23 protein-coding genes are annotated in these 23197 nt (G+C 37.5%); 7 read left to right on the top strand and 16 right to left on the bottom strand.

Translation table 11 applies throughout. The annotated features are described in order from the left end of the window. Positions 1–40: 40 nt before the first annotated feature. Complete coding sequence (locus JF53_RS11660) at positions 41–397, top strand: winged helix-turn-helix transcriptional regulator (protein ID WP_047982277.1); 357 nt, start codon at positions 41–43, stop codon at positions 395–397. Between the two features lie 110 nt (positions 398–507). Beyond that, positions 508–1032, top strand: a complete 525-nt coding sequence (locus JF53_RS11655) for a DinB family protein (RefSeq protein WP_047982278.1) — start codon at positions 508–510, stop codon at positions 1030–1032. A 131-nt stretch (positions 1033–1163) separates the two neighbouring features. Here the strand turns inward: JF53_RS11655 and JF53_RS11650 are convergent, their stop codons facing one another. The 8 genes from JF53_RS11650 to JF53_RS11615 all read right to left on the bottom strand — a co-directional run bounded on the left by JF53_RS11650 (position 1164) and on the right by JF53_RS11615 (position 8904). Then, positions 1164–1622: a hypothetical protein gene (locus JF53_RS11650; RefSeq protein WP_047982279.1), complete on the bottom strand. Its 459-nt coding sequence runs from the start codon at positions 1620–1622 to the stop codon at positions 1164–1166. 25 nt (positions 1623–1647) lie between these two features. Further along, entirely contained in the window at positions 1648–2133 is a 486-nt protein-coding gene (locus JF53_RS11645; RefSeq protein ID WP_047982280.1) for a GNAT family N-acetyltransferase, read from the bottom strand. Positions 2134–2514: 381 nt separating this feature from the next. After that, complete coding sequence (speB, locus tag JF53_RS11640) at positions 2515–3375, bottom strand: agmatinase (protein WP_047982281.1); 861 nt, start codon at positions 3373–3375, stop codon at positions 2515–2517. Then, the gene (gene speE / locus JF53_RS11635) at positions 3365–4219 is read right to left on the bottom strand and encodes a polyamine aminopropyltransferase (RefSeq protein ID WP_047982282.1); all 855 of its coding nucleotides are present in this window, start codon (positions 4217–4219) and stop codon (positions 3365–3367) included. Before speE ends, speB begins: the two co-directional genes overlap by 11 nt. After that, a complete protein-coding gene (gene speD, locus JF53_RS11630; RefSeq protein ID WP_201777905.1) occupies positions 4219–4650 on the bottom strand; it encodes an adenosylmethionine decarboxylase in 432 nt (143 codons plus the stop codon). The genes speE and speD overlap by 1 nt, the downstream gene beginning before the upstream one ends. A gap of 1 nt (position 4651) precedes the next feature. Beyond that, positions 4652–6151 carry an aminotransferase class I/II-fold pyridoxal phosphate-dependent enzyme gene (locus JF53_RS11625; RefSeq protein ID WP_236686944.1) on the bottom strand — a complete coding sequence of 500 codons (1500 nt, stop codon included), beginning with the start codon at positions 6149–6151 and terminating at the stop codon, positions 4652–4654. Continuing rightward, a complete protein-coding gene (gene metK, locus JF53_RS11620; RefSeq protein WP_157052503.1) occupies positions 6148–7338 on the bottom strand; it encodes a methionine adenosyltransferase in 1191 nt (396 codons plus the stop codon). The genes JF53_RS11625 and metK overlap by 4 nt, the downstream gene beginning before the upstream one ends. A 345-nt stretch (positions 7339–7683) precedes the next feature. After that, a complete protein-coding gene (locus tag JF53_RS11615) occupies positions 7684–8904 on the bottom strand; it encodes a DUF819 family protein (RefSeq protein ID WP_047982284.1) in 1221 nt (406 codons plus the stop codon). Between the two features lie 187 nt (positions 8905–9091). Between JF53_RS11615 and JF53_RS11610 the strand changes: the two genes are divergently transcribed. Beyond that, positions 9092–10927: a S9 family peptidase gene (locus tag JF53_RS11610; protein ID WP_047982285.1), complete on the top strand. Its 1836-nt coding sequence runs from the start codon at positions 9092–9094 to the stop codon at positions 10925–10927. A 42-nt stretch (positions 10928–10969) separates the two neighbouring features. Here JF53_RS11610 and JF53_RS11605 read toward each other — a convergent pair whose 3' ends face one another. Beyond that, positions 10970–14059, bottom strand: coding sequence for an efflux RND transporter permease subunit (locus JF53_RS11605; RefSeq protein WP_047982286.1), 3090 nt, complete (start codon positions 14057–14059; stop codon positions 10970–10972). Positions 14060–14162: 103 nt separating this feature from the next. Between JF53_RS11605 and JF53_RS11600 the strand changes: the two genes are divergently transcribed. After that, positions 14163–14993, top strand: coding sequence for a TetR/AcrR family transcriptional regulator (locus tag JF53_RS11600; protein WP_047982287.1), 831 nt, complete (start codon positions 14163–14165; stop codon positions 14991–14993). A 109-nt stretch (positions 14994–15102) separates the two neighbouring features. Here the strand turns inward: JF53_RS11600 and JF53_RS11595 are convergent, their stop codons facing one another. Continuing rightward, positions 15103–15861 (bottom strand): DUF4181 domain-containing protein, encoded by a 759-nt coding sequence (locus tag JF53_RS11595; protein WP_047982288.1) that lies wholly within the window; start codon positions 15859–15861, stop codon positions 15103–15105. Between the two features lie 129 nt (positions 15862–15990). On the opposite strand from JF53_RS11595, the gene JF53_RS11590 reads away from it, so the two are divergent. Next, a complete protein-coding gene (locus JF53_RS11590; protein WP_083443617.1) occupies positions 15991–16860 on the top strand; it encodes a proline iminopeptidase-family hydrolase in 870 nt (289 codons plus the stop codon). A 52-nt stretch (positions 16861–16912) separates the two neighbouring features. Here JF53_RS11590 and JF53_RS11585 read toward each other — a convergent pair whose 3' ends face one another. The 4 genes from JF53_RS11585 to JF53_RS11575 all read right to left on the bottom strand — a co-directional run bounded on the left by JF53_RS11585 (position 16913) and on the right by JF53_RS11575 (position 19838). Further along, positions 16913–17776 carry an NAD-dependent epimerase/dehydratase family protein gene (locus JF53_RS11585; protein WP_047982289.1) on the bottom strand — a complete coding sequence of 288 codons (864 nt, stop codon included), beginning with the start codon at positions 17774–17776 and terminating at the stop codon, positions 16913–16915. 138 nt (positions 17777–17914) lie between these two features. Continuing rightward, a complete protein-coding gene (locus JF53_RS17495) occupies positions 17915–18082 on the bottom strand; it encodes a hypothetical protein (protein WP_157052502.1) in 168 nt (55 codons plus the stop codon). A 142-nt stretch (positions 18083–18224) separates the two neighbouring features. Beyond that, positions 18225–19421, bottom strand: coding sequence for an MFS transporter (locus JF53_RS11580; protein WP_047982290.1), 1197 nt, complete (start codon positions 19419–19421; stop codon positions 18225–18227). Between the two features lie 15 nt (positions 19422–19436). Continuing rightward, positions 19437–19838: a MarR family winged helix-turn-helix transcriptional regulator gene (locus JF53_RS11575; RefSeq protein WP_047982291.1), complete on the bottom strand. Its 402-nt coding sequence runs from the start codon at positions 19836–19838 to the stop codon at positions 19437–19439. A 320-nt stretch (positions 19839–20158) separates the two neighbouring features. Here JF53_RS11575 and JF53_RS11570 point away from each other — a divergent pair, with 320 nt between their 5' ends. Then, complete coding sequence (locus JF53_RS11570; protein ID WP_047982292.1) at positions 20159–20971, top strand: FtsZ/tubulin family protein; 813 nt, start codon at positions 20159–20161, stop codon at positions 20969–20971. Positions 20972–21354: 383 nt separating this feature from the next. After that, positions 21355–21786, top strand: coding sequence for a ribosomal maturation YjgA family protein (locus tag JF53_RS11565; protein ID WP_047982293.1), 432 nt, complete (start codon positions 21355–21357; stop codon positions 21784–21786). 175 nt (positions 21787–21961) lie between these two features. On the opposite strand, the gene JF53_RS11560 is transcribed toward JF53_RS11565, so the two are convergent. Both JF53_RS11560 and JF53_RS17710 read right to left on the bottom strand, forming a co-directional pair. Further along, the gene (locus tag JF53_RS11560; protein WP_047982294.1) at positions 21962–22792 is read right to left on the bottom strand and encodes a mechanosensitive ion channel family protein; all 831 of its coding nucleotides are present in this window, start codon (positions 22790–22792) and stop codon (positions 21962–21964) included. A gap of 148 nt (positions 22793–22940) precedes the next feature. Further along, positions 22941–23111: a hypothetical protein gene (locus JF53_RS17710; RefSeq protein WP_169750791.1), complete on the bottom strand. Its 171-nt coding sequence runs from the start codon at positions 23109–23111 to the stop codon at positions 22941–22943. Positions 23112–23197 lie beyond the last annotated feature (86 nt).

Here is a 23197-nt window from a genome sequence, read left to right as displayed (position 1 = left end):
TGGTATAGTATACAAAAAGATACTATAAGGAGGAGCAAGGATGAATATCGAACCAGAACAATGTCGGGTAGAAGACGCATTAGGAATTTTGGTTGGAAAATGGAAGCCGATAATCCTCTTACATTTATTAAAAAATGGCACCCAGCGGTTTAGTGAAATGAAGCGTAGCCTACCTGGAATAACACAAAAGATGCTAACGAAGCAATTACGTGAATTAGAGGATGAGGATATTGTGGAACGTGTTATTTATCCACAAGTCCCACCGAAAGTAGAGTATTCCATTACCGAATACGGAAGAAGCTTGGAACCAATCTTACATGCGATGCATGAATGGGGTACAAAGCATACGCTGCATAAAATGCAAAAAATCAATCAAACAAGTGTACAATCTAATTAATCGTCCAAAAGACTAACAACTTTGAATCGTTGTTAGTCTTTTTTATAGCAAAGCACTTATTTTAGCTGCATATAATCATAGTAGCAATAAAACTAGGAGGGATCGGGAATATGAATTTCAATCTTACGGAAGCAATCCAAATTTTAGAACGCACGCCACAAACATTGGAATTTTTTCTGCTTGGTTTGGCAAATGGCTGGCTGGATACAAATGAAGGAGAAGGCACATGGAATCCTGTCGAAGTAATCGAACACCTTATCGAAGCAGAAAAAAATAACTGGATACCAAGACTTGAATTTATCTTACAGGAAGGAGAAGAAAAAGCATTTCCACCATTTGACCGATTTGCTCATTTAAAGCCGGAAACAAACAGACCAGTTGAGAAAACACTACTTGAATTCAAAACTCTCCGCAGCCATAACATCTATAAACTAAGGGAACTTTGTAGCTCATCCGAATCGAGTTTGGAAAAGACTGGTTTCCATCCAGCGTTTGGAATAGTTAAAATCCGCGAATTAATCGCAACATGGGCAGTACACGATTTAACCCACATCGCACAAATTGTTCGAGTTATGGCGAAGCGTTATGATCTGGATGTTGGACCTTGGAAGGAATATTTGGGAATATTAAAATGACATGACATATCCTCTGAGGCATTAACGCGTATAGTTTGTAAGAAAGCTACTCAGATATGCTTTCTCTGAGTAACTAATGCTTAGATTTTGGGTGAAAGTTACCTTGTTATGCGTTCTCTAAGACACGAATTCTAGAACTTGGGGTATAAGTTACGTAGAGAGCGAAAACCTTTGACTACAAAATAGCAAACGGTAACTGCTACCGGAAAAAGTAAAGGTTGTGTTAAATTACCGACCGGCGCATTAAATATCCAGGATAAAATCGCACCAAGTATCCATAGAACAATAAATACTACCAATAAAGATGCCATAAAACGTTTTTTAAATGACCCTGATTTAATAAAAAAGAGCACTACAAGACTAGCAACAGCTAAGAAAAACAACCCGTATTCAAAAATCAGACTATAATTTGTAAGTGAATGTAGTTGCATGAATTCTGCCTCAGTTATTTGCGGGCCAACAATAGATCTACTAATAGTTGCTTTGTATATCTCAATGGAAACATATGCTACATAGATGCATGCAGCTATGATCATGAACAAGCGGAAAATACTACTTTTTATGATGTTCTGTGTACCATTTATTTTCATTCTACCAACTGCTTTCACCGTGTAGTTAAAGCTTTAATTCCATCCGAACTGTTTTTAAAATATGCCCATCAAAATCATCGTCAAATTCCTTTATCACTTGAAATCCTTTTGCCGTATAGAAATTTCTACCAATCTGATTTTCCTTTTCCACATGAATAAATAGGGCTTTAGCTAGATTTAATTTTTTGATTCCTTCTTGTAATAATGAAGTCCCGATGCCATTTCCTTGGTATTCTTCTAACAAATAGATAGCGGACAATTCTACATCTCCTCCCTCTCTCACAGGGGAAAAGTTTGCAAATCCAACTACTCTATCATCTGTCTCTGCCACTAACATTAAGGAGTGATTCAATCGTCTATGCATCATGTCGTCACTATAAGCAACTGAGATAAACTTCGCTTGAATTGCTAATGGAATAATTCCTTCATACGTTGTGTTCCAGCTTGTCTTAGCGACATATTGAACTTGTGGAATATCCTTTATCTCCATTTCACGAATTGAAAATATCATTGTATCCCCTACCGATCTATCTATTTTTTCTAATAATTACCATAGTAACACAAGTTTCACATTTTTGTATCAGAATTTTCCATACAAAATCTTGCCTTTAAATCCACTAAACACCTTTTCAACTAACTTAATATAAGTTTTTGTCCATTAGATGAATGCAATAGGACACTATCTACGATTAGTTACTGCCTTTTGTCCATTAGAACGCAGCTATTGGACATTCCATATAAACAAACACTGAGATTGTCTATTAGCACATCCCTATTTGACAATTCCATCATTTAGAAACAATTATTTGTCTATTACACCGCAATACAGCAACTTAACGCCATAAAAAAAAACACACCGCCTAAGCGGTGCATTTCCTAAAGTTATATAATACTAATCTACTAATGTTAAAAGCATTTCTCGTACAGTTTTACATGCCATGGCTGTTGAAGCTCCTGATGGATCATATGGCGGGGATAATTCCACTATATCTGCCGCTACGATTTGATTAAGTGATTGTAGCGAACCAATAGCTTCTAACAGTTCACGGTACGTAATTCCACCTGGTTCAGGCGTTCCTGTGCCAGGAAATACGCCTGGATCCAATACATCCAAGTCCATAGTTACATAGACAGGAACATCCTTCAATGCAAGGACTTTTTCCTTTAACGTCTCCAATGAAAAACGTTCTAAATACGTATGCTCCTTCGCCCATTCAAATTCTTCCTTCATACCAGAACGAATGCCAAATTGAAAGATACGACCGTCTCCTAGAAAATCATGACAGCGGCGAATAACTGATGCATGGGAAAGTTTTTCCCCTAAATAGTCATCCCGTAAATCAGTGTGTGCATCGATATGAATGACATGTAGGTTCGGATACTTTTCATAAGCTGCTTTAATGGTTGGTAAGCTAACTAAGTGTTCTCCTCCCACCATCACAAACTTTTTCCCATCCCGAAGAACTCCTTGTGTATAGGCATGGATCTCATCAAGTATTTTTTTCGTATTTCCAAAAGGTAACTCTAAATCTCCACCATCAAAAACCGATACGTCTTCTAAATCCTTATCAAGATAAGGAGAATAGGTCTCTAGCCCAAACGAATCCGTTCGAATGGCTTGCATCGCAAAGCGAGTACCTGGACGAAAGCTCGTTGTCCCGTCAAATGGTATTCCAAACAGGACAATATCCGCTTCCTCGTAAGACTTTTCACAACCAATAAAAGTGCTAATGTTTAAGGCTTTATTCCCCACGTTCTAGTGCCTCCTTCACGTAATTCGGCAACCCAAACGCGCCAACATGTAAATCAGTGTTATAGTATTTCGTTTTTAAACCAAACTCTTTCCATGCATCCACCTTTAAATCGTTAATTGGATCAAAAGTTTTCGATGCAAAACCGAACAGCCAATGTCCAGATGGATAGGTTGGCATATGGTATTGATACACATTGGTAATCGGAAAAATATCTTTAATCTTCTTGTGAGCTTTTTTCATATTGGAAGCATACTCTGCAAAGTATGGAGACTCATGCTGGTTAATCAAGATACCATCCTTATTTAACACCCGATAACACTCCTGGTAAAAAGCAGTCGTAAACAATCCTTCTCCGACTGAAACCGGATCGGTAGAGTCTACTAAAATTAAGTCAAAGGATGCATCTGGTGCATTCTTCACATACGCTAATCCATCTTCAAACAGAAGCTTCATGCGAGAATCCTCTTCCACACCTTTTGCCGTAACCGGTAAATATTCCTGGCACAAACGGAAGACCCGCTCATCAATTTCTACCATGACAACCTCTTCAACTGATGGATAGCGCAATACTTCACGTGCCGTACCACCATCACCACCACCAATAATTAATACTTTTTTGATGTTCGGATTTGTCGCAAATGCTGGATGAGTAATCATATCATGATAAATAAATTCATCCTTCTCATTTACCATCATTAAACCGTCTAATGTAAAAAAGGTACCAAACTCTTCCCCTTGATAAAAATCAATTTGCTGGAACGGACTTTTCTCGCTATATAATGCCTTATCATAGGCAATTGAAAATTTACAATTCTTACTCCATTGCTCTGTATACCAGTTCATTATTTGACTCCTTCTAACATGGGTTTTACTTGTACCTCTCGGATATCACGCTCTGCAAATTGTTTAATTTTATCAACCATGCCACGTGGTACCTCAAAGGATTCTGTTTTCTTCGCCTGTAGTTTTTCACCCAGGTAATCAGCAGCCTTCCAAGGGCTAACAGAATCGCCACATGTGTAGACATCCACAGAAGCATAACCATATTCTGGCCACGTATGGATCGTTAGATGGGATTCAGCTATAATCACCGCTCCAGAAACCCCATATGGATTGAAGTGATGGAACACCGATTCAACAATTGTTGCTCCCGAATAATCTGCTGCTTCATTCATAAATTTTTCAATCAACTTGTTGTTCTCAATAATCTCACTTGGACAACCGTAAAACTCTATTAATACATGTCTTCCTAATGTCGATAATTCAATGCCCATTTTACGCATTCTCCTTTACAACGGTTATATGGTTTGCTTCTTTCGCTTCGATCAAAACTTCCCCTAATGTTTCACGATAATAATGATACTGCTGGACAACTTCCTCGGAAATTAATTCTCCTGGAATCACAAGCGGGATACCAGGCGGATAAATCATAAGTGTATCCGCACTAATTCTACCTATCGCATCATCAATAAATACCGACTCTTGCTCAGCATAAAATGCTTCTCTAGGACTAATTACCAATTGATTTACTTGATCGGCTGTTACATTAGTAGACATGATAACGTTTTGTTGACCAAACCGTCTCTCAATATCTTGTAACGCATTGACTAGTTTCCCTATTGATTCCGCTGTATCAGCGTTTGAGATAACAGCCATGACGACATATCCTTCCGCTAGTTCCATCTGAATACCATAAGATTCCTTTAACATCGTGTATACGTCAAATCCTGTTAAACCAATCCCATTTACTCGAATAACTAATTTCGTCCAGTCATAGGATTGCTGAAAATGCTTCGTCACATAATCTGGCTTTAATACTTCATAACGAGAGTTCGTCTCTAGTTCTGCGATCGCTGCATCAATGGTTGGTCTTAATTGATGCAATCGTTCAGAACCATTCATAACTAATTCTCTTCTCGCAACATCTAGTGAACTCATTAGCAAATAATTAGCACTAGTCGTTTGTAACATGCTAAGTAGCTTTTGAATTGCTTCTGGTGCAACTCGCTCTTCTTTTACCAATAGAATCGAGCTTTGTGTTAACGATCCACCTGTCTTATGCATACTAATGGTTACCGCATCTGCTCCTGCAGAAATTGGGTCGATCATATCGTCTGACATAAAGGGTAAATGTGCGCCATGGGCACTATCTACAATGACCGTCACATCGTTAGCATGTGCAAGCTGACAGATTGCTTGTAAATCACTCATTGAACCAAAATAAGTTGGGTACGTAATCAATAGAGCCTTTGCTTCTGGATGCTCTTGGATTGCTCTTTCCACACTTCCAATCGAAACTCCATGTGATATACCGAAATGATAATCCACCTCAGGCTGTATAAAAACTGGTCTTGCCCCACTTAATATAATCCCGTCCATGACAGACTTATGCCCGTTTCGTGGCACTAATAAGGTATCACCTGGCTTACAAACAGCCATAATCATGGCTTGGATACCAACTGTCGTACCATTTACGAGGAAATAAGCATGGTCTGCACCAAATGCAGCTGCTGCTAATTCCTGCGCCTCTTTAATAACAGATTGTGGATGACTTAGTAAATCAAGCTCCTTCATAGAATTTACATCCATCCGAAGAGTCATCTCTCCAAGAACCTGTTTTAACGGGGTCATCGTAGAACCCATTTTATGACCAGGCACATCAAAAGGCGTGACATCCTGTTTGGCATATTGAACCAATGCGTCGAATAAAGGCATCTTATCCTGGTTTAACAGTAAATCTCTTTTCCCGGCAAGTTCCTTTATGCTATTCATCATCTGCCAACTCCAGCAAGTTCAAAAAGTTCAACAGCTTGTTGTAATTCCTCCACTTTATCCGTTCTTTCCCAAGGTATATCAAGATCACTTCTTCCAAAATGACCGTAAGCCGCTACCTGTTTATATTGTGGTCTCCGTAAATCTAGCATGGTTATAATACCAGCTGGTGTTAAATCAAACACTTTTCGAATCGCTTGTAATAATTGTTCATGTGTAACCTTTTCCGTTCCAAATGTATCCAGTGCAATACTAATTGGTTCACTTACTCCAATGGCATATGACAACTGAATTTCACACTTTTCAGCGATTCCAGCAGCAACGATGTTTTTGGCCACATAACGTGCTGCATAGGCTGCAGAACGGTCTACCTTCGTACAATCCTTTCCAGAGAACGCTCCTCCACCATGCTTTGCAGCACCGCCGTACGTGTCTACAATGATTTTACGACCAGTTAATCCCGCATCACCATGTGGTCCTCCTACAACAAAACGTCCAGTAGGATTAATCAATATACGGAAGTTTTCATTAAGGTTAAATTCACGTGCTGTTTGCTTAATAATTGTCTCCATAACATACGTTTCAAAGCTTTCTTTATCAAAATCCTCATCATGCTGAATGGACATTAAGACCGTATCAATTTTAGGCTGATTTGAAACTGTATAATCGATTGTTACTTGTGATTTCATATCTGGACGAGCCCATTTGAATTCACCATTTTTTCGTAAAATTGATGCACGTTTTACTAGTGTATGAGCCATTTCAATCGCTAGTGGCATGAATGACTCTGTTTCATTCGTTGCGAATCCAAACATGATTCCTTGATCACCAGCACCAATTTCTTTTGTATCACTAGATGTATCAACACCCATCGCAATGTCTGGTGATTGGGTGTGGACAAGTACGTGAACATCACAAGTGCTACCATCAATTCCGAAACGATCATCCATATATCCGATTTCTAGTAACGTATCTCGGGCAATTTTTTCGATATTCAAATTAGCTCTTGTGGTAATTTCACCACCAACAATTACTGTATTGGTTGTTGTAAATACTTCACAAGCAACCCGAGAAAAAGGATCCTCCTGTAGTGCAGCATCAAGAACAGCATCTGAGATTTGATCTGCGATTTTATCTGGATGCCCTTCTGATACAGATTCCGACGTGAATAAAAGTTTTTCTGCCAATATTAACCACTCCTACCATAAAAATGTAATTTTCAGGCACAAAAAAAGCTCTCCTACAACCTAAGGAAAGCTTTGATTAATATCCGCAGCTTATCCTCTTATTGTTCACAAAACATATTGTTTTGCGCTCAGGTTGGGCCCCATATTTGATTCACTTGAACCAAACTGGCTTGCCACCGCATCTTCGACCCCTCGTCTCAGCGGCTATTAATAAGATAGACTTTTATTATGCTGGGATTAATACTAAAGGATATACCCTTACATGTCAATTTCTTTTTTTGTCGATTAAGCAAGTAATTTTTTCCAACAAAAAAGACTCAGAATACGCCAATATCTGAGTCCAAATCATTAGTATAAACCAAACCAATAGCCAATTGCCGCGCCAATATAATTCCCGATAACATAGCCAAGCGTTCCAACAATTAATACGGGTGCTACTAGTTTCGTCCACCCTTTAGAAATAGCCATAGCTGCTGCCGTTGTCGGTCCACCAATATTAGCGTTACTTGCAAGAATAATTTCTTCCAGATTGAATTTAAACAATTTCCCAAATACGAAGGAAATAATCATATTAAGTGCAACCATGATGAATACCAATACAAATAATAATGGTGCATTTTGTAAAATAATTGGAAGTGAAGCCGGAACGCCGATAACTACAAAGAAAATATAGATAAGATATGTACCGATTTCCTGTGCACCGTTAATCTTTTCAAAAAAACGTGAAAAAATCGTTACTGCGACCAGGGTAATAGTAGTGAGCATCAAATAGTTATCACCTAATATGCCATTTAATGCATTCCATACAAAATTAATATCATCACCAGATGGAATAATCGAGTCAAATAGTGCGGCTAGTTTGAAGGAAATTGCCACCAATACAAAGGCAGATCCCACTGCAAAGCCAATATCCTTTAACGATATTTCTTTTCCTTTCCAATAGGTCGCAGCTAGATTTTCCCCACCATCTTGCTCATGCTTTTCCACTTGTTCAACATGTGGCGCCTTAAACCGTCTTCGGAAAAATGCTACGGTTGGAATAACCATTAACACAAGGAAATATAGTGCCATCATTAAATTATCAGCAACAACAGTTGCCGACACTAACTCACCAGGCGTTTCAAATCTAGCCGATAATGCAGCTAAATTTACACTTCCACCAATATACGAGCCTGTCATCATCGCTGCTACTTTTTCCAGACCTGGAATATAGTCTTTTAATAAGAAGAACCCAACAATAGCCCCAACGACTGTACCTATAGAGCTTAATAAAAACATCACTAACAGTCTTCCACTCTCGTTCCAGATTTTCAATATATTCGATTGGAATAATAAAAGCGGAATAGCTAGAGGAACTACATAACCCCATACCGTGTCATATACAGGAGAATCTGTGGGAATTACATTAAAGTTTGCAAGCAGCATCGCACCTACAAGCGCAATAATTGCTCCTGAAACCTTAGAAGCCCATTCATATTTCTGTTCCAAATAAATACTCACACCGGCCCATCCAGCCAAAAAAGCCCAAAGAACCCATGTATCATCAGCCCCAATCACCGAAAAAACCAAACCCAACACCTCCAAAATTAAAATTATTATAAAATTATAGCGCAAAAGGGCGGTGCCTGTCACTTCCCGGTTTTTGTCGAATTATTCCTCCCTAATTCTCGCCAAGAAATTATTTTCTATTCCAACAGGATATCGCCTCCTATTTCTAGAATACTTATAGATATCCAACGTGAAAGAAGGTAATCAAATGACCAAAAAGGCTAGTAGTAAGCCCAATGTTTTATCTAAGTACTCAATTGAGCAATTTATGAACACGGAAAGTCTTGCTGCCGTATCGATTTCACATGATGACTCAACCATTTTATACGCTAGTGACAAATCCGGCGTCTATAACGCCTATTCGATGCAATTAGATGGCAGTAACCGTACACAATTAACGCATTCAACTACCGACCGTATCATTCCCACTACCTATTTTCCGTATGATAATCGCTTTTTATATCAAAGTGATAAGGGTGGAAATGAAATTATTCATATTTATGTAATGGACGAAAGTGGGCAGTCAAGGGATCTAACCCCAGAAGAAAACGAGAAAGCTTCTTTCACAGATTGGAGCATTGATAAAAAAAGCTTTTTCTATGAATCTAACAAACGCGATAATCGTTTTATGGATGTATACGAAATGGATATTGACACATTTACACCAACTTTATTATTCCAAAATGACCAAGGCTATCACATCAACGCCATTTCACCTAATAAACAATTCATCGCCCTACATAAACCTATTACAGCCAATAATTCAGACATGTATCTCTATTCGCCTGATTCAGGAACGATACATCTATCCAAGCATGATGGAGATGTTCAGTTTGTCCCCCTTACATTCAGTCAAGATTCTATGTATTTGTATTATCTAACTGATGAAGAAAATGAATTTCTTCACTTAAAACGCATGCATCTTTCAACTATGTCTGTGGAAACTGTTGCTATCGAACCATGGGATATTGTTAGCGCTAAATTTTCACCAAATTATTCTTACCTTCTATACGTAGTAAACAATGATGCAGCATTTCAATTAAAACTACTGGATATAGAAACAGGAAGACAAATTGAAATCCCTAATCTACCCGAAGGCGCAATTGATAGTGTTAAATTATCCCATAACGAGGAACAAATTGTCTTTTTACTAAATAGCTCGGATTCGCCTTCCAACCTGTATGTCTATACATTTAGCACTCAAAAATTACAGCAGCTTACCAATACATTGAATCCCGAAATAGAACAAAAGGATCTAGTACAAGCAAAAGTTGTAAACTACCCTTCATTCGACGGTCTATCCATACCAGCAATTTATTATGAACCACATCTTGCAAAGGGTGAAAAAGCTCCCGCACTCGTCTATGTCCATGGTGGGCCTGGTGGACAATCCACGGCAACGTATAATCCGATTTTTCAATACCTAGTCAATAGCGGATATGCAGTCATTGCGGTTAATAGCCGAGGGAGTTCAGGTTATGGAAAAACATTCTTTAAAGCAGCTGACTTAAAGCACGGTGATGTTGATTTATCAGATTGTATAGAAGCGAAAAAATTCTTAATAAACACTGGAAAAATTGATGAAGATAAAATAGGTATTATTGGTGGAAGTTATGGTGGGTATATGACTTTGGCAGCTTTAGCATTTCATCCTGATGCATTTGAGGTTGGTGTTGATATATTTGGCGTGTCCAATTGGGAACGCACGTTAAAAAGCATGCCTGCTTGGTGGGAAGCAATACGTGACGTACTATATAAAAAAATCGGTAATCCATTTACTGATACGGAATACATTCGAAGCATCTCACCACTCTTTCATGCGGATAACATCAAAAAACCATTAATTGTGCTACAAGGTGCAAACGATCCACGTGTCTTAAAAGAAGAATCAGATGAAATCGTTGTAGCAGTTAAGAAAAACAATGTCCCAGTGGAATATATTGTTTTCGATGACGAAGGTCACGGATTTTCAAAAAGAGAGAATCGTATTACTGGCTACCGTGCCATTAAAGAATTTCTTGATAAATACTTAAAGCAAGCATAAAAATAGCCCTACAAGGCATCAAATACCTTGTAGGGCTTTTCATTAATTCTCTTCTATTTCTTTACGGTCTTTCTTGAACCACTTAGAAAGCAATTCATAAACAATTGGAACAACAATTAGTGTTAGCAATGTTGAACTTGCTAGACCACCAATAACGGTAATTCCAAGTCCTTTCGAAATTAAACCGCCACCGCCATTACCGAATAACAACGGAATTAACGCACATATTGTTGCAATTGCTGTCATTAGAATTGGACGTAGACGAGTTGCACCTGCTTCAAGAATCGCTTCACGTCTTTCCATTCCATCACGTTCCATATGAATGATTCGATCGACTAGTACAATCGCATTCGTAACAACAATACCAATCAACATTAACAGACCCATCATAACCGAAACGGAAATCGTTTCACCTGCTATTAATAGTCCAACGAATGAACCAATTACCGCGAATGGTAGTGAGAATAAAATAGCAAATGGTGCCAGTCCTTCACTAAATGTTACGACAAGGATAAAGTACACAATTAGAACCGCAGCGATCATTGCAACTCCAAGCTGTGTAAAGGTTTCCTCCATATCAGCTGTTACACCGGCAATACCCATTGTTACACCTTTAGGTAATTCTAATTCGTCAATCTCTTTATCAACCTCTGCAGAAGCTTTGGAAATATCATCACCGATAATAGTTCCAGAAACTGTTGCATAGTACTCACCTTTACTACGTGCTAGCGTATTTAAAGCAGTTCCTTCTTCAACTGTTACTAGCTCTGAAAGTGGGAGCGTTTGACCAGTTGCCGTTTGAACTTCTGTTTCTAAGAGTTCATCAATTGATTTTGGTTGTGCAGCTTCTTCCTGCTGTACAATTACATCCAATGAAGTTCCATCTTTTTCAACAGTTGTTAGCACATCTTGAGTGGTATTCGGGCTTAGCAACATGACAATTTGACCAGTTGTTAAACCATATTGTAATAACTCTTCTTGATCCACGTTAAACGTGTATTCCACATATGCTTCTTCTTTACTAGAAGAAACATCTTCTAATCCATCATTCTCACTTAATACTTCTTCAACCATTCCAACAGCTTCATTCAGTTTATCTAAATCTTCACTGTAGAATGTATAGCTAAGTTCATCTCCAGCCATTGACATGGAAGTGAAGTTTTGGCTCTTCCACTCACCGGTTTGACCGATATTGAATACATACTCTTCAATTTCTTCACGAACCTCTGGGAAGTTCTCCATATCAGGATCAAAGATAAGGTACATTAATGCACCACCAGATCCTCCGCCCATCATAGAGCTCATCATATCGGCACTATCACTATCTGTTACGGATAGTTGAACAATGTCAATATCTTCGCGTGTTAATAACTCTTCTTCCACCTCAGCAACATTTGCTAAAGTATCTTCCTTAAGTTCTCCGGCTTCTGGGGTATACGTTAAATACATAACTTTTTCTTCTTCACTACCCATAAAGCTAAATCCAATAAGCGGCGTTAACGCCAAGCTACCAACTAGTAAAATAACAGCGATAGCGGAAGTAATAATTTTATGGTTAAGGGTCCATTTCAGAATTCCTTTATACCAATTAGCTAATTTACCAGCTTCCTTATGGCTTGCTTCTGTTTTCTCACTATATAATTTCTTCTTAAATAAGAAGTGTGATAAAGCTGGAACAATGGTTATTGCAACTAGTAGTGATGCACCAAGCGCAAATGTCATGGTTAAAGCAAATGGCATGAATAATTCTCCAACCATTCCACCAACAAAGATAAGTGGCGCAAATACTGCAACCGTAACTAATGTTGAGGAAAGAATTGGTTTGAACATTTCAATTGTAGCTTCACGTACTAATGCACGTCCACTCAATTTCTCTTCTTTTAAATGTAATCGTCGGTAAATATTTTCTACCACGACAATCGAGTCATCAATTACACGACCAATTGCAACCGTGATGGCACCTAGGGTCATGATATTTAATGTAATATCCATCCAATTCAATAGCATTAACGCCATAAAAATGGAAACCGGGATCGAGACGATTGAAATAATTGTTGATTTAAAATCGCGTAAGAACAGTAGAATAATAAGAACAGCAATTAATCCACCAAACACAGCTTTTTCAACCATTGTTGTTACGGATTCTTGAATTGGAGCTCCTTGGTCTAATGAAATATCAATCACAAGACCTTCAATGTCTGCTTCTTCCTCTTCCACTAAATCTTTAACTGCTTCCACAACGTCTACCGTATTTGCTTCTTGCCCTTTTACAACCTGTATAGCAATTGCGTCTTCTCCATTTGTACGAGAAACAGATTGTACTTTACCAACTACTTCGACATTGGCAACATCACTTAATTTCACGAATGGTACTGGATTTGATTCAGATGGTGTTACCGGAATAATCATTTCCTTTAACTCATCTGCTGTCATAAACTTACCATCTATTGATACAGCTTGTTCGCCCTCTTCAAATTCAAATAAACCTAAAGATACAGCCATATCACTTGCTTGAATCATTTGCTTAACATCGTCTTCAGTAAGACCAAGTTCAACCATTTTAGCTTCATCATAGGTTAGCTGAACTTCTTCAATATGCTGCCCTGTGATTGTAGCTGATGCAACGCCCTCAATCTTTTCAAGCTTCGGTAAAATCACATCTTCAACCGTAGAAGTCAACTCTACGATATCTTCTGATTCACTACTCACACTTAATGCCACGACTGGCATCATATCCATACTAATCGCAGTAATGGATGGCGCTTGTGCTTCCTCTGGTAATGTTACAGAATCAAGTGCAGATTCTAGTGCACGCTTCGCTTCATCCATATCAATTCCGTAGTCATATTCTACTTGAATACTAGCCATGTTTGAATAGGAATTCGAATAAACTCCTTTTACATCTTCTAGATTCTCGATGACTTTTTCAATTGGAATCGAAATTTCATTCATTACTTGCTCTGGAGTAGCTCCTGGATATACATCAGAAACCATTAAATACGGAATGGATACATCCGGAATAGTCTCCATTTTCATACGTGTACCAGAATAAATACCAGTAGCAACAATGATTATCGTTAATAACCACACGGCTAATTTATTCTTGATAACAAAATTAACTAAACCTTTCACGCTTACACCTACCCTAATTTGACTTTATAAACTCATTCCCCTATACTAATGACTAATCGGTCATTTGTCAACTGGGAGATCGGAACTAAGGAGAGAAATTTTGATGAGTAAAAAACAATTAATCATGGATAAATCCCTTGAACTTTTTGCGCAAAACGGATTTGAATCAACATCCGTTCAACAAATAACAGATTACTGCGGAATTTCTAAAGGGGCATTTTACCTATCTTTTAAATCAAAAGACGAGTTAATCATCGCATTAATTGATCACTTCATGAGCCAGTTAACCGAAGAAATTGACTACATGGTCAGAGAGACAGAAAGTGCGCAACTTTTATATAAATTTTACCAATCGATTTTTAGTGGTTTTAAAGCACATTCCAGCTTTGCCAAACTCCTCATGAAAGAACAGACGCAATCCCTAAATAAAGAACTAATAGCAAAATTTCGCTATTATGAACAGCTTATCGATCAAATTATCTTATCAATGGTAGAGAGGTTATATGGAGAAGAAATTGAAGAAACAAAATATGATCTTGTCTACTCCATCAAGGGATTAATGAATAGTTATTCCTCATTGTTTATTTTTTATAACATCTCACTCGATGTGGAAATTTTGTGTGAATCGCTTGTAGAAAAAACAAATTTATTAGCAAAATATACAACACTTCCGATTATTACTAAAGAATTCGCAAATGTCTTTAAAGAGGCAACCCAACAAGATATTACTTCTGATAAAATAGCTCAATTAATTGATCAAAGCATTGTTGAAGTTAATGAACCATTGGAAAAGGAATCATTAACTATTTTGAAGCAGCAGCTTCTTATTCCAAACTATAGCCCAGCTATTGTAAGTGGAATGCTTGAGAATATTAGGAATCACCCACAATGTAAGTGGATAGCCTTCTTATTACGTGAATTTTATAATCTTTAATCTAGAAATAAATAAAGAACCCTTGCATATCCTCTAGGATTTTTAAGGGTTCTTTGTTGCATTTACCCTGTCATTAAAAAAACAATGTAATTCGATAAGTAACATTCACCTAATTCGAGTTTCCCTCAACTTGTTGCCATTCAAAATCTTCAGCCTCCAAAAATGGATACAGTGTGTTATCCCCAATTATTCGATAAGTCTCATGTCCAATCCTAATATGGTTTTCATATACTTCCATATCCAACTGTTGACTCCAACCACCTCTTGCCGTAATTTCGTACACTACATCGATGTTTTCGGTTCTTAGTGGTGCTCGTTTAAGCTCCAATAAAGATATTTCACTTAATACATTGGATATTACCGCTCCGTCCTCTATTATCACACTTTCAGAAAGTTGTTTAGAAGGGACCTTTCTTTCGGGATTCATTTGTAAAATAGCAATCCTCATTTCATTTAAACTCGTTACATCAATATGTTCAAACTCGTCTTCAACTACCTCTTTGAAATTGGTCGTGTGGAAGCAAACAATAAGTGCCCCAACAAATATGGCGAAAGCTGCCCCAGCTCTAACTAGACTTCTTATGTATTGCTTCTCTTCTCGCTCTATTTTAAACTGAATCCTTGCATCAATCAGTAATATGATGGTAATAAATCCGGAGTTCAAATAAAGATTAAAATCAGGGAAATAGATGCCTTCGATTATTGTCATGATGATTACCAATCCAACAGATATTTGAATGAACCACTTATGATAGCTATTCACATAGGAATACTCCGAGATCTCATCTAATATGGAAAACCTTTTGACAAAAATTTTTTCAACTATAAACCCAAGAATTAAAAGTATGAATACAAATAACTCAAACAAACTACCGCCCCCATTGATAGTAGGACTATTATAACATAATAAATATTCCCATTATTCCTTATACGATATTAACGTAATAAAGGTTTCATGGTACGATAGAAGGATAATACATAAAGGAGGAGACAATCTTTGCTAATAAAAGAAGGATTTGTTGACGTTACTGGGGGGAACGTGTGGTACCAAATACATGATAACCATACAAACAACGCACCCGTTATTATTTTACACGGTGGTCCTGGTTCATCACATTGGTCATTACAAAATCTAAATGTTTTATCCACCATACGGCCGGTAATATTATACGATCAATTAGGCTGTGGAAAATCAGATCGCCCAAATGATCCATCCTTATGGAAAATAGATCGATTTGTGGAAGAACTAAAGCAGCTAATTGACGCACTCGGTTTAAACGAATTTCATCTTCTCGGTCATTCTTGGGGAACAACCCTTGCTGCTGCATTCTATTTTACATACCCAGAAGGAGTCAAAAGCATTATCTTTTCGAGTCCATGCTTAAGCGCCCCTTTATGGGCAGAGGATCAAAAAAGAAATCTCTCCAAATTACCACAATCGGTTCAGAACACGATAAAAGAATGCGAAGAAAATGGCACGACTGATTCAGAAGAATATAAAGCAGCAACAAAAGTATTTAATGATCATTTTGTCTTCAGAATGCCCGACGAGGACAAACCTGAATTCTTAAAGGAAGGTGCTAAATACAAAAACAGTGAAATTTATAATATCATGTGGGGATCGTCAGAGTTTCATGTGGCAGGTAACTTAAAAAACTTTGATTGCACACAGCAGTTGAAATCGATACAGATTCCAACTCTCTATACATGTGGGCGGTTTGATGAAGCAACACCAGAATCCACGGAATATTTTAGCAACCTAACCCCAAACAGTAAATACCATGTATTCGAACAAAGCGCACACATGCCCTACATAGAAGAAACAGAAACCTATCTCCAAGTCATAGGTGACTTTTTGAAAGAATAAGGTGCCTGTCACCACCCGAATTTTGTCGAATTCAGGTGGTGACAGCATTTGGTTATTTTGCTAAATAATCAATTAGATCTGGCAACCACTCAGCTAAATCCGTGAATTCATACCCTAATTTTGTAGCTTTTTCATTACTCATGGACCAAGTATCCTCAATTGCATATGGTGATGTCAGTTGATCCTCCAAAGTAATTAGCACATCCTTACCAGTTTTCTCACCAACCAGTGCCATTAACTCCTTCATCGTAATATATCCATTAGCACACACATTAATTGGACCCGTAAAATTAGTCTCCGCTATCCATGAAAGAAATTCCCCAGCTTCTCGTTGATGCACAAAACACATTTCCGCTTCTGGATTTGGAAAATATACCGGCTTCTCTTCCTTAGCTGATTTCACATAGTGCAGCAGTCTCTCCGTATAATCCGCTTCACCAAGCACAATAGGTATACGCATTGCTACAACTGGGAACGTTGCACGTTGAAAAAAGTAAGCTTCCGCCTGCCTTTTTCCTTCCTGATAGCTAACCTCCTGACGATCAACCATTTTTAACTCATATGTAAATGGATCAAACTCACCTTCATCCATCTTTTTCCCATAATCATAGACTGATAAAGTAGAAGTAAATACATATCGCTTCATTTTTCCTTCAAGTGCCTTTGTTATAATAGCGGCATCCTCTGACGAAAAACAAAGTTGATCAAACACAACATCCCACTCTTTTCCTTCTACAGCAGCCATCACAGATGATTCATCAAAACGATCTACCTTTAGCCGTTCTACACGATCTCCGAAAGGGTCAGTGCCATTCTGGCGTGTTGCCACTGTAACCATGATTCCTTTTTCCAATAATGATTCTATTAAATTCACTCCAAAGAATCGTGTACCACCAAATACAAGTGCCGATTGCATATGTAAATGTCCTCCTCCAAATTTTCTATAATCAAGTATACTCTAATTATCAGATACCCTTTTTGAAATAACAAGATAAAAATTCTCCCTGAAAAACCGAAAACAAAAAACTCCCCAAAATGATGAGGAGCATCCTGACTACCCTACTTGTTTTATCCATTTGAAAAACAAGCTGCTAGTTTTCTTTCTATCCGTGTGCTTCTGCTTTTGACGTGTTAATATATAAAGTCTATTTTCATCCGCGTGCTTTCTCAATGTCTTCATTTTTTCCTCAGCCAAGTTTCTGTATAACTCAAAATTCATCATTTATATTCCTCCTCTTGTTTACCTTACATCACTATCATACTCATCTTTTCACGCTCTAACCTCCGTGCAACGACTGATTTTCAAGCACAAAAAAACCCTACTCCAATTGTAGGGTTTTTCAGTCCGAAGACGGATAGAGCATTTAAGCTAGCTCTGTTCCGGTAGCCTTCTTGTCTTGTTTTACTTGAACAGTCAAAAATAATCCAAGTACAAGAATCAATAGACACGCACATGAAATATACAACACATGGAAATTAAACATAGCAACAATCATACCGAGCACATAAGAACCAGTCGCGATTCCAGTATCCCAGAAAATAAAGAATGTCGCCGTCGCATGACCACTTCTTCCCTTATCCGCCGCTTGGATACACATCGTTTGAAAACTAGGAAGCAAGGCACCACTTCCAAGACCTATAACCGCTGCTGTTAATAAAAACATCCAAGAAGAAGTCGTGTAACTTAACATGATTAATCCAACACTAAAAATAAGCAAGCATGGAACAATGACATATGTTGGTCCTTTCACATCAAATAGTTGTCCTAACGAAGGACGTGTAAGAATCATTACCACAGCGAATACCACAAAAAAGTAGCTTCCTACACTCGTTAAATCCATTGCCTCTGCAAATACACTAATATAGGATAGGATACTGGAATAAGCAATTCCGACAAATAGACTAATTCCAGCAATAGGAATAGCCTTTATTTCCACTAAATCGTGAATAGATAGTTTCCTTTTCACCGTTTTCGTTGTCTCTTGAATAACTGCTGGTAATTGGACACGAAAAGCACTAACTAATCCAATAACCATAATGAGGCTCGTGATGACAAATAATACATGGAACGAAACAAACTGAAGTAATGTTAACCCAATAAATGGACCAACCACCATTGCAATATTCATGGACATGGCAAAATAACCAAGGCCTGCTCCTCTTCTTTCTTCTGGTACAACGTCGGCAGCTATCGCACTAGTTACCGTGGTCAATACGCCAAACGATAATCCATGAATAAAACGTAAAATAATTAATCCTAGAAAACTATGAACCCCATAATAAAAGAACAAAGTTACCGTAAATAAGAACGTACTCCATAATAATCCTTTTCGCTTCCCAATTTTCTCTAGTAGATTCCCCGAAAATGGCCGCATGATAATTGCAGCAATCAGCATGCTAGTAACAACCAAACCTCCCTGTGCTTCTGTTCCCCCTAATTCTTGTATAACATAGATTGGCAATGTCGTTAATAACGTATAAAATGCTAAAAATAAAATAAACTGTGTCAATGAAATATAAATAAAATCTTTCGTCCAAATCTTTTTATGATGGTCACTCATGCTGTCTTAACACCTCTAACCTATTTTTTGCAGTAAATATAGTAAGCTCTCTTTCTCTTCCTGTGATAAATTAGATAGCATCACTTTTTCGTGTTCCGATACAGACTTCTCAATTTCTACATACTTTCTTTTGGCCATATCGGTTAACACAATAACCTTCTCTCGTTTATCCATCCCCGTTTCTCTAACAATCCACCCATGTAGCTCCATCCGTTTTACTGTCCGTGTTATGGTAGGAGCTTCCACATGAAAATAACTACTAAGCTCTGTTTGTGTGCTTGCCCCGTATTTCGTTAAATAAAACAAAATTGTCCATTGCGCGTGGTATAATCCATGCACCTTTAAGCACTCATTCAAATGCTTTTGTATATATCGTATACGCTGATTCAGCGTATGCAGCAAATCCTGATTTAACATTGCCTACCTCCAATTTAGTTAGCTAGGTAAGTAAATTCACAACATTACCTAGCTTACACCAAAACTAATCTTATGTATAGTGATTAAACCTTCTCAATAATATAATCGTAAAAAACAAGTAAATAGTGGCGATTTTTTTGTTATATTTTGCCACCTGTCACAGACTTTGTTCGATTATATAGATAGAATACCGTAATAAACCCAAATACTATCTCATTCAACAAAACTAGTTGTTTTTCTTAACAAGATACGACAAACATTATTGGGCGTATCTGATATTATGGTGAAAATAATGAACTAATAGAGTTGGGAGAGGCGACATGGAGAGAATTTTTGGACCTTTTAAAATGGATACGGACTTTTCCGATAAAGAACAATCGATTCGTGCAGAACTAGAACGAGATGATATTAGTTTTTATCGCTTTGTTGGTGGAAACCCTAGCAAGACCGAGGAGCTTCGGAATACATTAGAATCACTTCGAGAGAGAAAGCCTCTTATAGTTGGTATTTATCGTTTTCCTTTTCAATTTGAAGGAAAGCGAAAACGCATGGCTGCTAGAGAGCAATATTTCATCATGAAGGATTATTGTGATGCTGTCATTACCTTTGAAAGTGATGGGCTAATGGAATCTATTGATCCTTCCACTCCTATCCATGATGCACCAAAGTCATTTGATATGCTAGAGGAAAAAGTAATTCAAGGTTTGCGAGATACTCTGGATGAGACTGGAATAATTAATATTGATTATCATGATATCAAAACCTTCATTCAGCAAAAGCGTGGGCCGTTATTTTTATATACTATAGAAGGCAAAACCTTTGATGAACCTTTAAGAAATTTATTAACTGCTCCATATTTACCAGAGGATTTTACAGAAGGCGAGCAATTAATAATTAATATTGGTTATTCAAGAGACGTAGATATGCAAGCCTTTCGTCAAATCAATTTGCGACTTAATGATCTATTCGATAAAGCAGACCTATTTAAGCTTGGATCCTATTTTATCGATGAACCTGGACAACGATTCAAAATCACCATGATCGTAAACGGACTCCAAGACCCAATCGAAACACCAAAAACAAACAACCCAAGCCCCAAAACCAAAAGCTTCATTAAAAAATGGAAAAAATAAGTAGGGTGCCTGTCACTTCCCGAATTTTGTCGAATTGATAGCTATAAACCGGGTTTTGTACATTTTTTTAACATGATCCGTCCACACTACTTACTAAAGGAGGGATTATGCATTGTCTAAAAACAAAAAGAAAAAGAATAAAAGCAAAGAAGAATTAAACGAATTAAAAGGGAAAGAACGTTATCCTAAGAACAGACAATAAATTTCGAATTAAGATCCTATTCCCACCGCTTCATAATCTACACTTGGAGCTTAGGAATAGGACTCTTTTTTTATCTTGCTCTACATTTATCTTGCTCTACACATAGTAGAACCATAAACTATAATTAGCACTATTTAAACCTACGACAATCCAAATTCGAACGAAATTGAAGCGTGATACCATGTCCAGTACTAGCAAACAAAAAGCTCAACTCCATTATCGAAAAAGGAAAATCGCTTATATTTTCGCCATCCTTTTAACTATTGGATTAGGTCTAGCCTCTAGAAAATGGAGCAATATCCTCCCCCTATTTCTAGCTGAAAATGCTGGTGATATGTTGTGGGCCATGATGGTTTTCTTTGGATTCCGTTTTTTGTTAACGCAAAAGAACTTATCAGCTTCTCTAGCACTAAGCTTTTTATTCTGCTTTTTAATTGAATGTAGTCAGCTATATCAGGCTAATTGGATTAATCAACTACGCACAACAACAATTGGTGCATTAATTTTAGGTAAAGGATTTCTCCCGATTGATTTGCTGCGGTATTCAGTTGGGATATTGATAGCATTTATCGTTGACAAAATCATTCAGGTGTTAGTTAAAAAAACGAAATAATTCCCGCCATTTATCTTAGTATGTTCTAAAAAAAACCTTTGTACAAGCTATTATAAAGTAGCATTGAATTAAACCAACGGGACTCTGTAAAAACAATTGAAAAATGTTATGTTTCCTATCAGCAAAAAAAAGGATACTCTATTCACATGATTAGAGCATCCTTTTTCCGTTCTAGTTAACTATTTTTACTAACATTCACCTGATGTGGATAAGGAATCTCAATACCATTCTCATCCAGTGCCTCTTTAATTGCTTTTCGTAACTTACGCTCTACTCCAAATTGTTCGCCGTTTTTTGTTTTTCCAATAACACGAATAACAACATCAGACGCACCAAATGCTTGTACACCAATAACGTCTGGTCCTTCCAAAATATTTTCATCTTCGGCTGCAAGCTTGTCACACACTTCTTGCATGACCTTTGTCGCTTTATCAATATCGTCATCATAGGAAATGCCAATATCAACTAATGCGCGCATATTTCCTCTAGAATGGTTACTAACATTCGTAATTTCACGGTTCGGAATGAAATGAAGAGTTCCATCAAATCCACGCAGCTTTGTAGTTCGGAGGCCTATTTCCTCTACAACACCATCTTTACCAGCAACCGTTACATAATCCTCTACATCGATTTGCTTTTCTAATAACAGAAAGAAACCTGTTACAACATCACTCACTAAGCCTTGAGCGCCAAAACCAATCGCAAGGCCAACAATCCCTGCACCTGCTAGTAATGCTTTAATATCTAATCCTACTAATTCAAAAACTATCCCAATAAAAATGAATAATAAAAAATAGGAAAAGATATTAACCGTGATTGATTGTAATGTCTTTGTTCTACCTGTCGAAAAGTCATTTCCTTTTCTATTAAACGCCTTTTCAATTGTACGTTTCCCAATTGACCTGGCAATAAGATACACTATAATAATCGCGATAAGTTTAATGACGACGACACCAAAATTCATCATGACTTCCGCCCAATTAATTTCATCCATCCAACCTAGCATATAATCACCTCTATTAAAAAATCTATAAAACTTCATGTATCGACAAAACCAGCCAAAGATTGCCATTGTTTACTGTTACCCTAACTATAACGTATCAAAACATAAGGTGCCAGTCATAGGGTTCCTGACTAGCACCTTACGCATGTTGTTAGATTAATGGATAATATTGTTCATACCTTGGATTAGCATAATACGGCGGTCTTGGTCCAATTAGTGGTGTTTTCCATTTCTGTGCATGATTATCGTATAAGATTTCCTCTGTTTCATCTGATTGATTTATCAGCAACAGCTTTACTTGTGGATTATAATAATAAGTCATCTATTTTCCCTCCTTAAACAGTATCTTTTTTAGCGTATTCAAACTGATCAACACATGGGACTCAACCGAGATGACACACTTGCCAA

Origin of the sequence: Ornithinibacillus contaminans (genome assembly GCF_001038425.2) — a bacterium.
GTDB classification, from domain to species: domain Bacteria; phylum Bacillota; class Bacilli; order Bacillales; family Amphibacillaceae; genus Ornithinibacillus; species Ornithinibacillus contaminans.
Note: the sequence above shows the minus strand (reverse complement) of the source record. Positions and strands in the feature narration are given on the sequence as shown.

Coding starts and splice junctions, on each gene's coding strand:
- JF53_RS11625 (WP_236686944.1), bottom strand. CDS start 6,151: ATGATGAATAGCATAAAGGAACTTGCCGGGAAAAGAGATTTACTGTTA.
- JF53_RS11575 (WP_047982291.1), bottom strand. CDS start 19,838: ATGTTAAATCAGGATTTGCTGCATACGCTGAATCAGCGTATACGATAT.
- JF53_RS11650 (WP_047982279.1), bottom strand. CDS start 1,622: ATGAAAATAAATGGTACACAGAACATCATAAAAAGTAGTATTTTCCGC.
- speE (WP_047982282.1), bottom strand. CDS start 4,219: ATGAACTGGTATACAGAGCAATGGAGTAAGAATTGTAAATTTTCAATT.
- JF53_RS11645 (WP_047982280.1), bottom strand. CDS start 2,133: ATGATATTTTCAATTCGTGAAATGGAGATAAAGGATATTCCACAAGTT.
- JF53_RS11660 (WP_047982277.1), top strand. CDS start 41: ATGAATATCGAACCAGAACAATGTCGGGTAGAAGACGCATTAGGAATT.
- JF53_RS11580 (WP_047982290.1), bottom strand. CDS start 19,421: ATGAGTGACCATCATAAAAAGATTTGGACGAAAGATTTTATTTATATT.
- JF53_RS11565 (WP_047982293.1), top strand. CDS start 21,355: ATGTCCAGTACTAGCAAACAAAAAGCTCAACTCCATTATCGAAAAAGG.
- JF53_RS11610 (WP_047982285.1), top strand. CDS start 9,092: ATGACCAAAAAGGCTAGTAGTAAGCCCAATGTTTTATCTAAGTACTCA.
- speD (WP_201777905.1), bottom strand. CDS start 4,650: ATGGGCATTGAATTATCGACATTAGGAAGACATGTATTAATAGAGTTT.
- JF53_RS11600 (WP_047982287.1), top strand. CDS start 14,163: ATGAGTAAAAAACAATTAATCATGGATAAATCCCTTGAACTTTTTGCG.
- JF53_RS17710 (WP_169750791.1), bottom strand. CDS start 23,111: ATGACTTATTATTATAATCCACAAGTAAAGCTGTTGCTGATAAATCAA.
- JF53_RS11560 (WP_047982294.1), bottom strand. CDS start 22,792: ATGCTAGGTTGGATGGATGAAATTAATTGGGCGGAAGTCATGATGAAT.
- JF53_RS11570 (WP_047982292.1), top strand. CDS start 20,159: ATGGAGAGAATTTTTGGACCTTTTAAAATGGATACGGACTTTTCCGAT.
- JF53_RS11655 (WP_047982278.1), top strand. CDS start 508: ATGAATTTCAATCTTACGGAAGCAATCCAAATTTTAGAACGCACGCCA.
- JF53_RS11585 (WP_047982289.1), bottom strand. CDS start 17,776: ATGCAATCGGCACTTGTATTTGGTGGTACACGATTCTTTGGAGTGAAT.
- JF53_RS17495 (WP_157052502.1), bottom strand. CDS start 18,082: ATGATGAATTTTGAGTTATACAGAAACTTGGCTGAGGAAAAAATGAAG.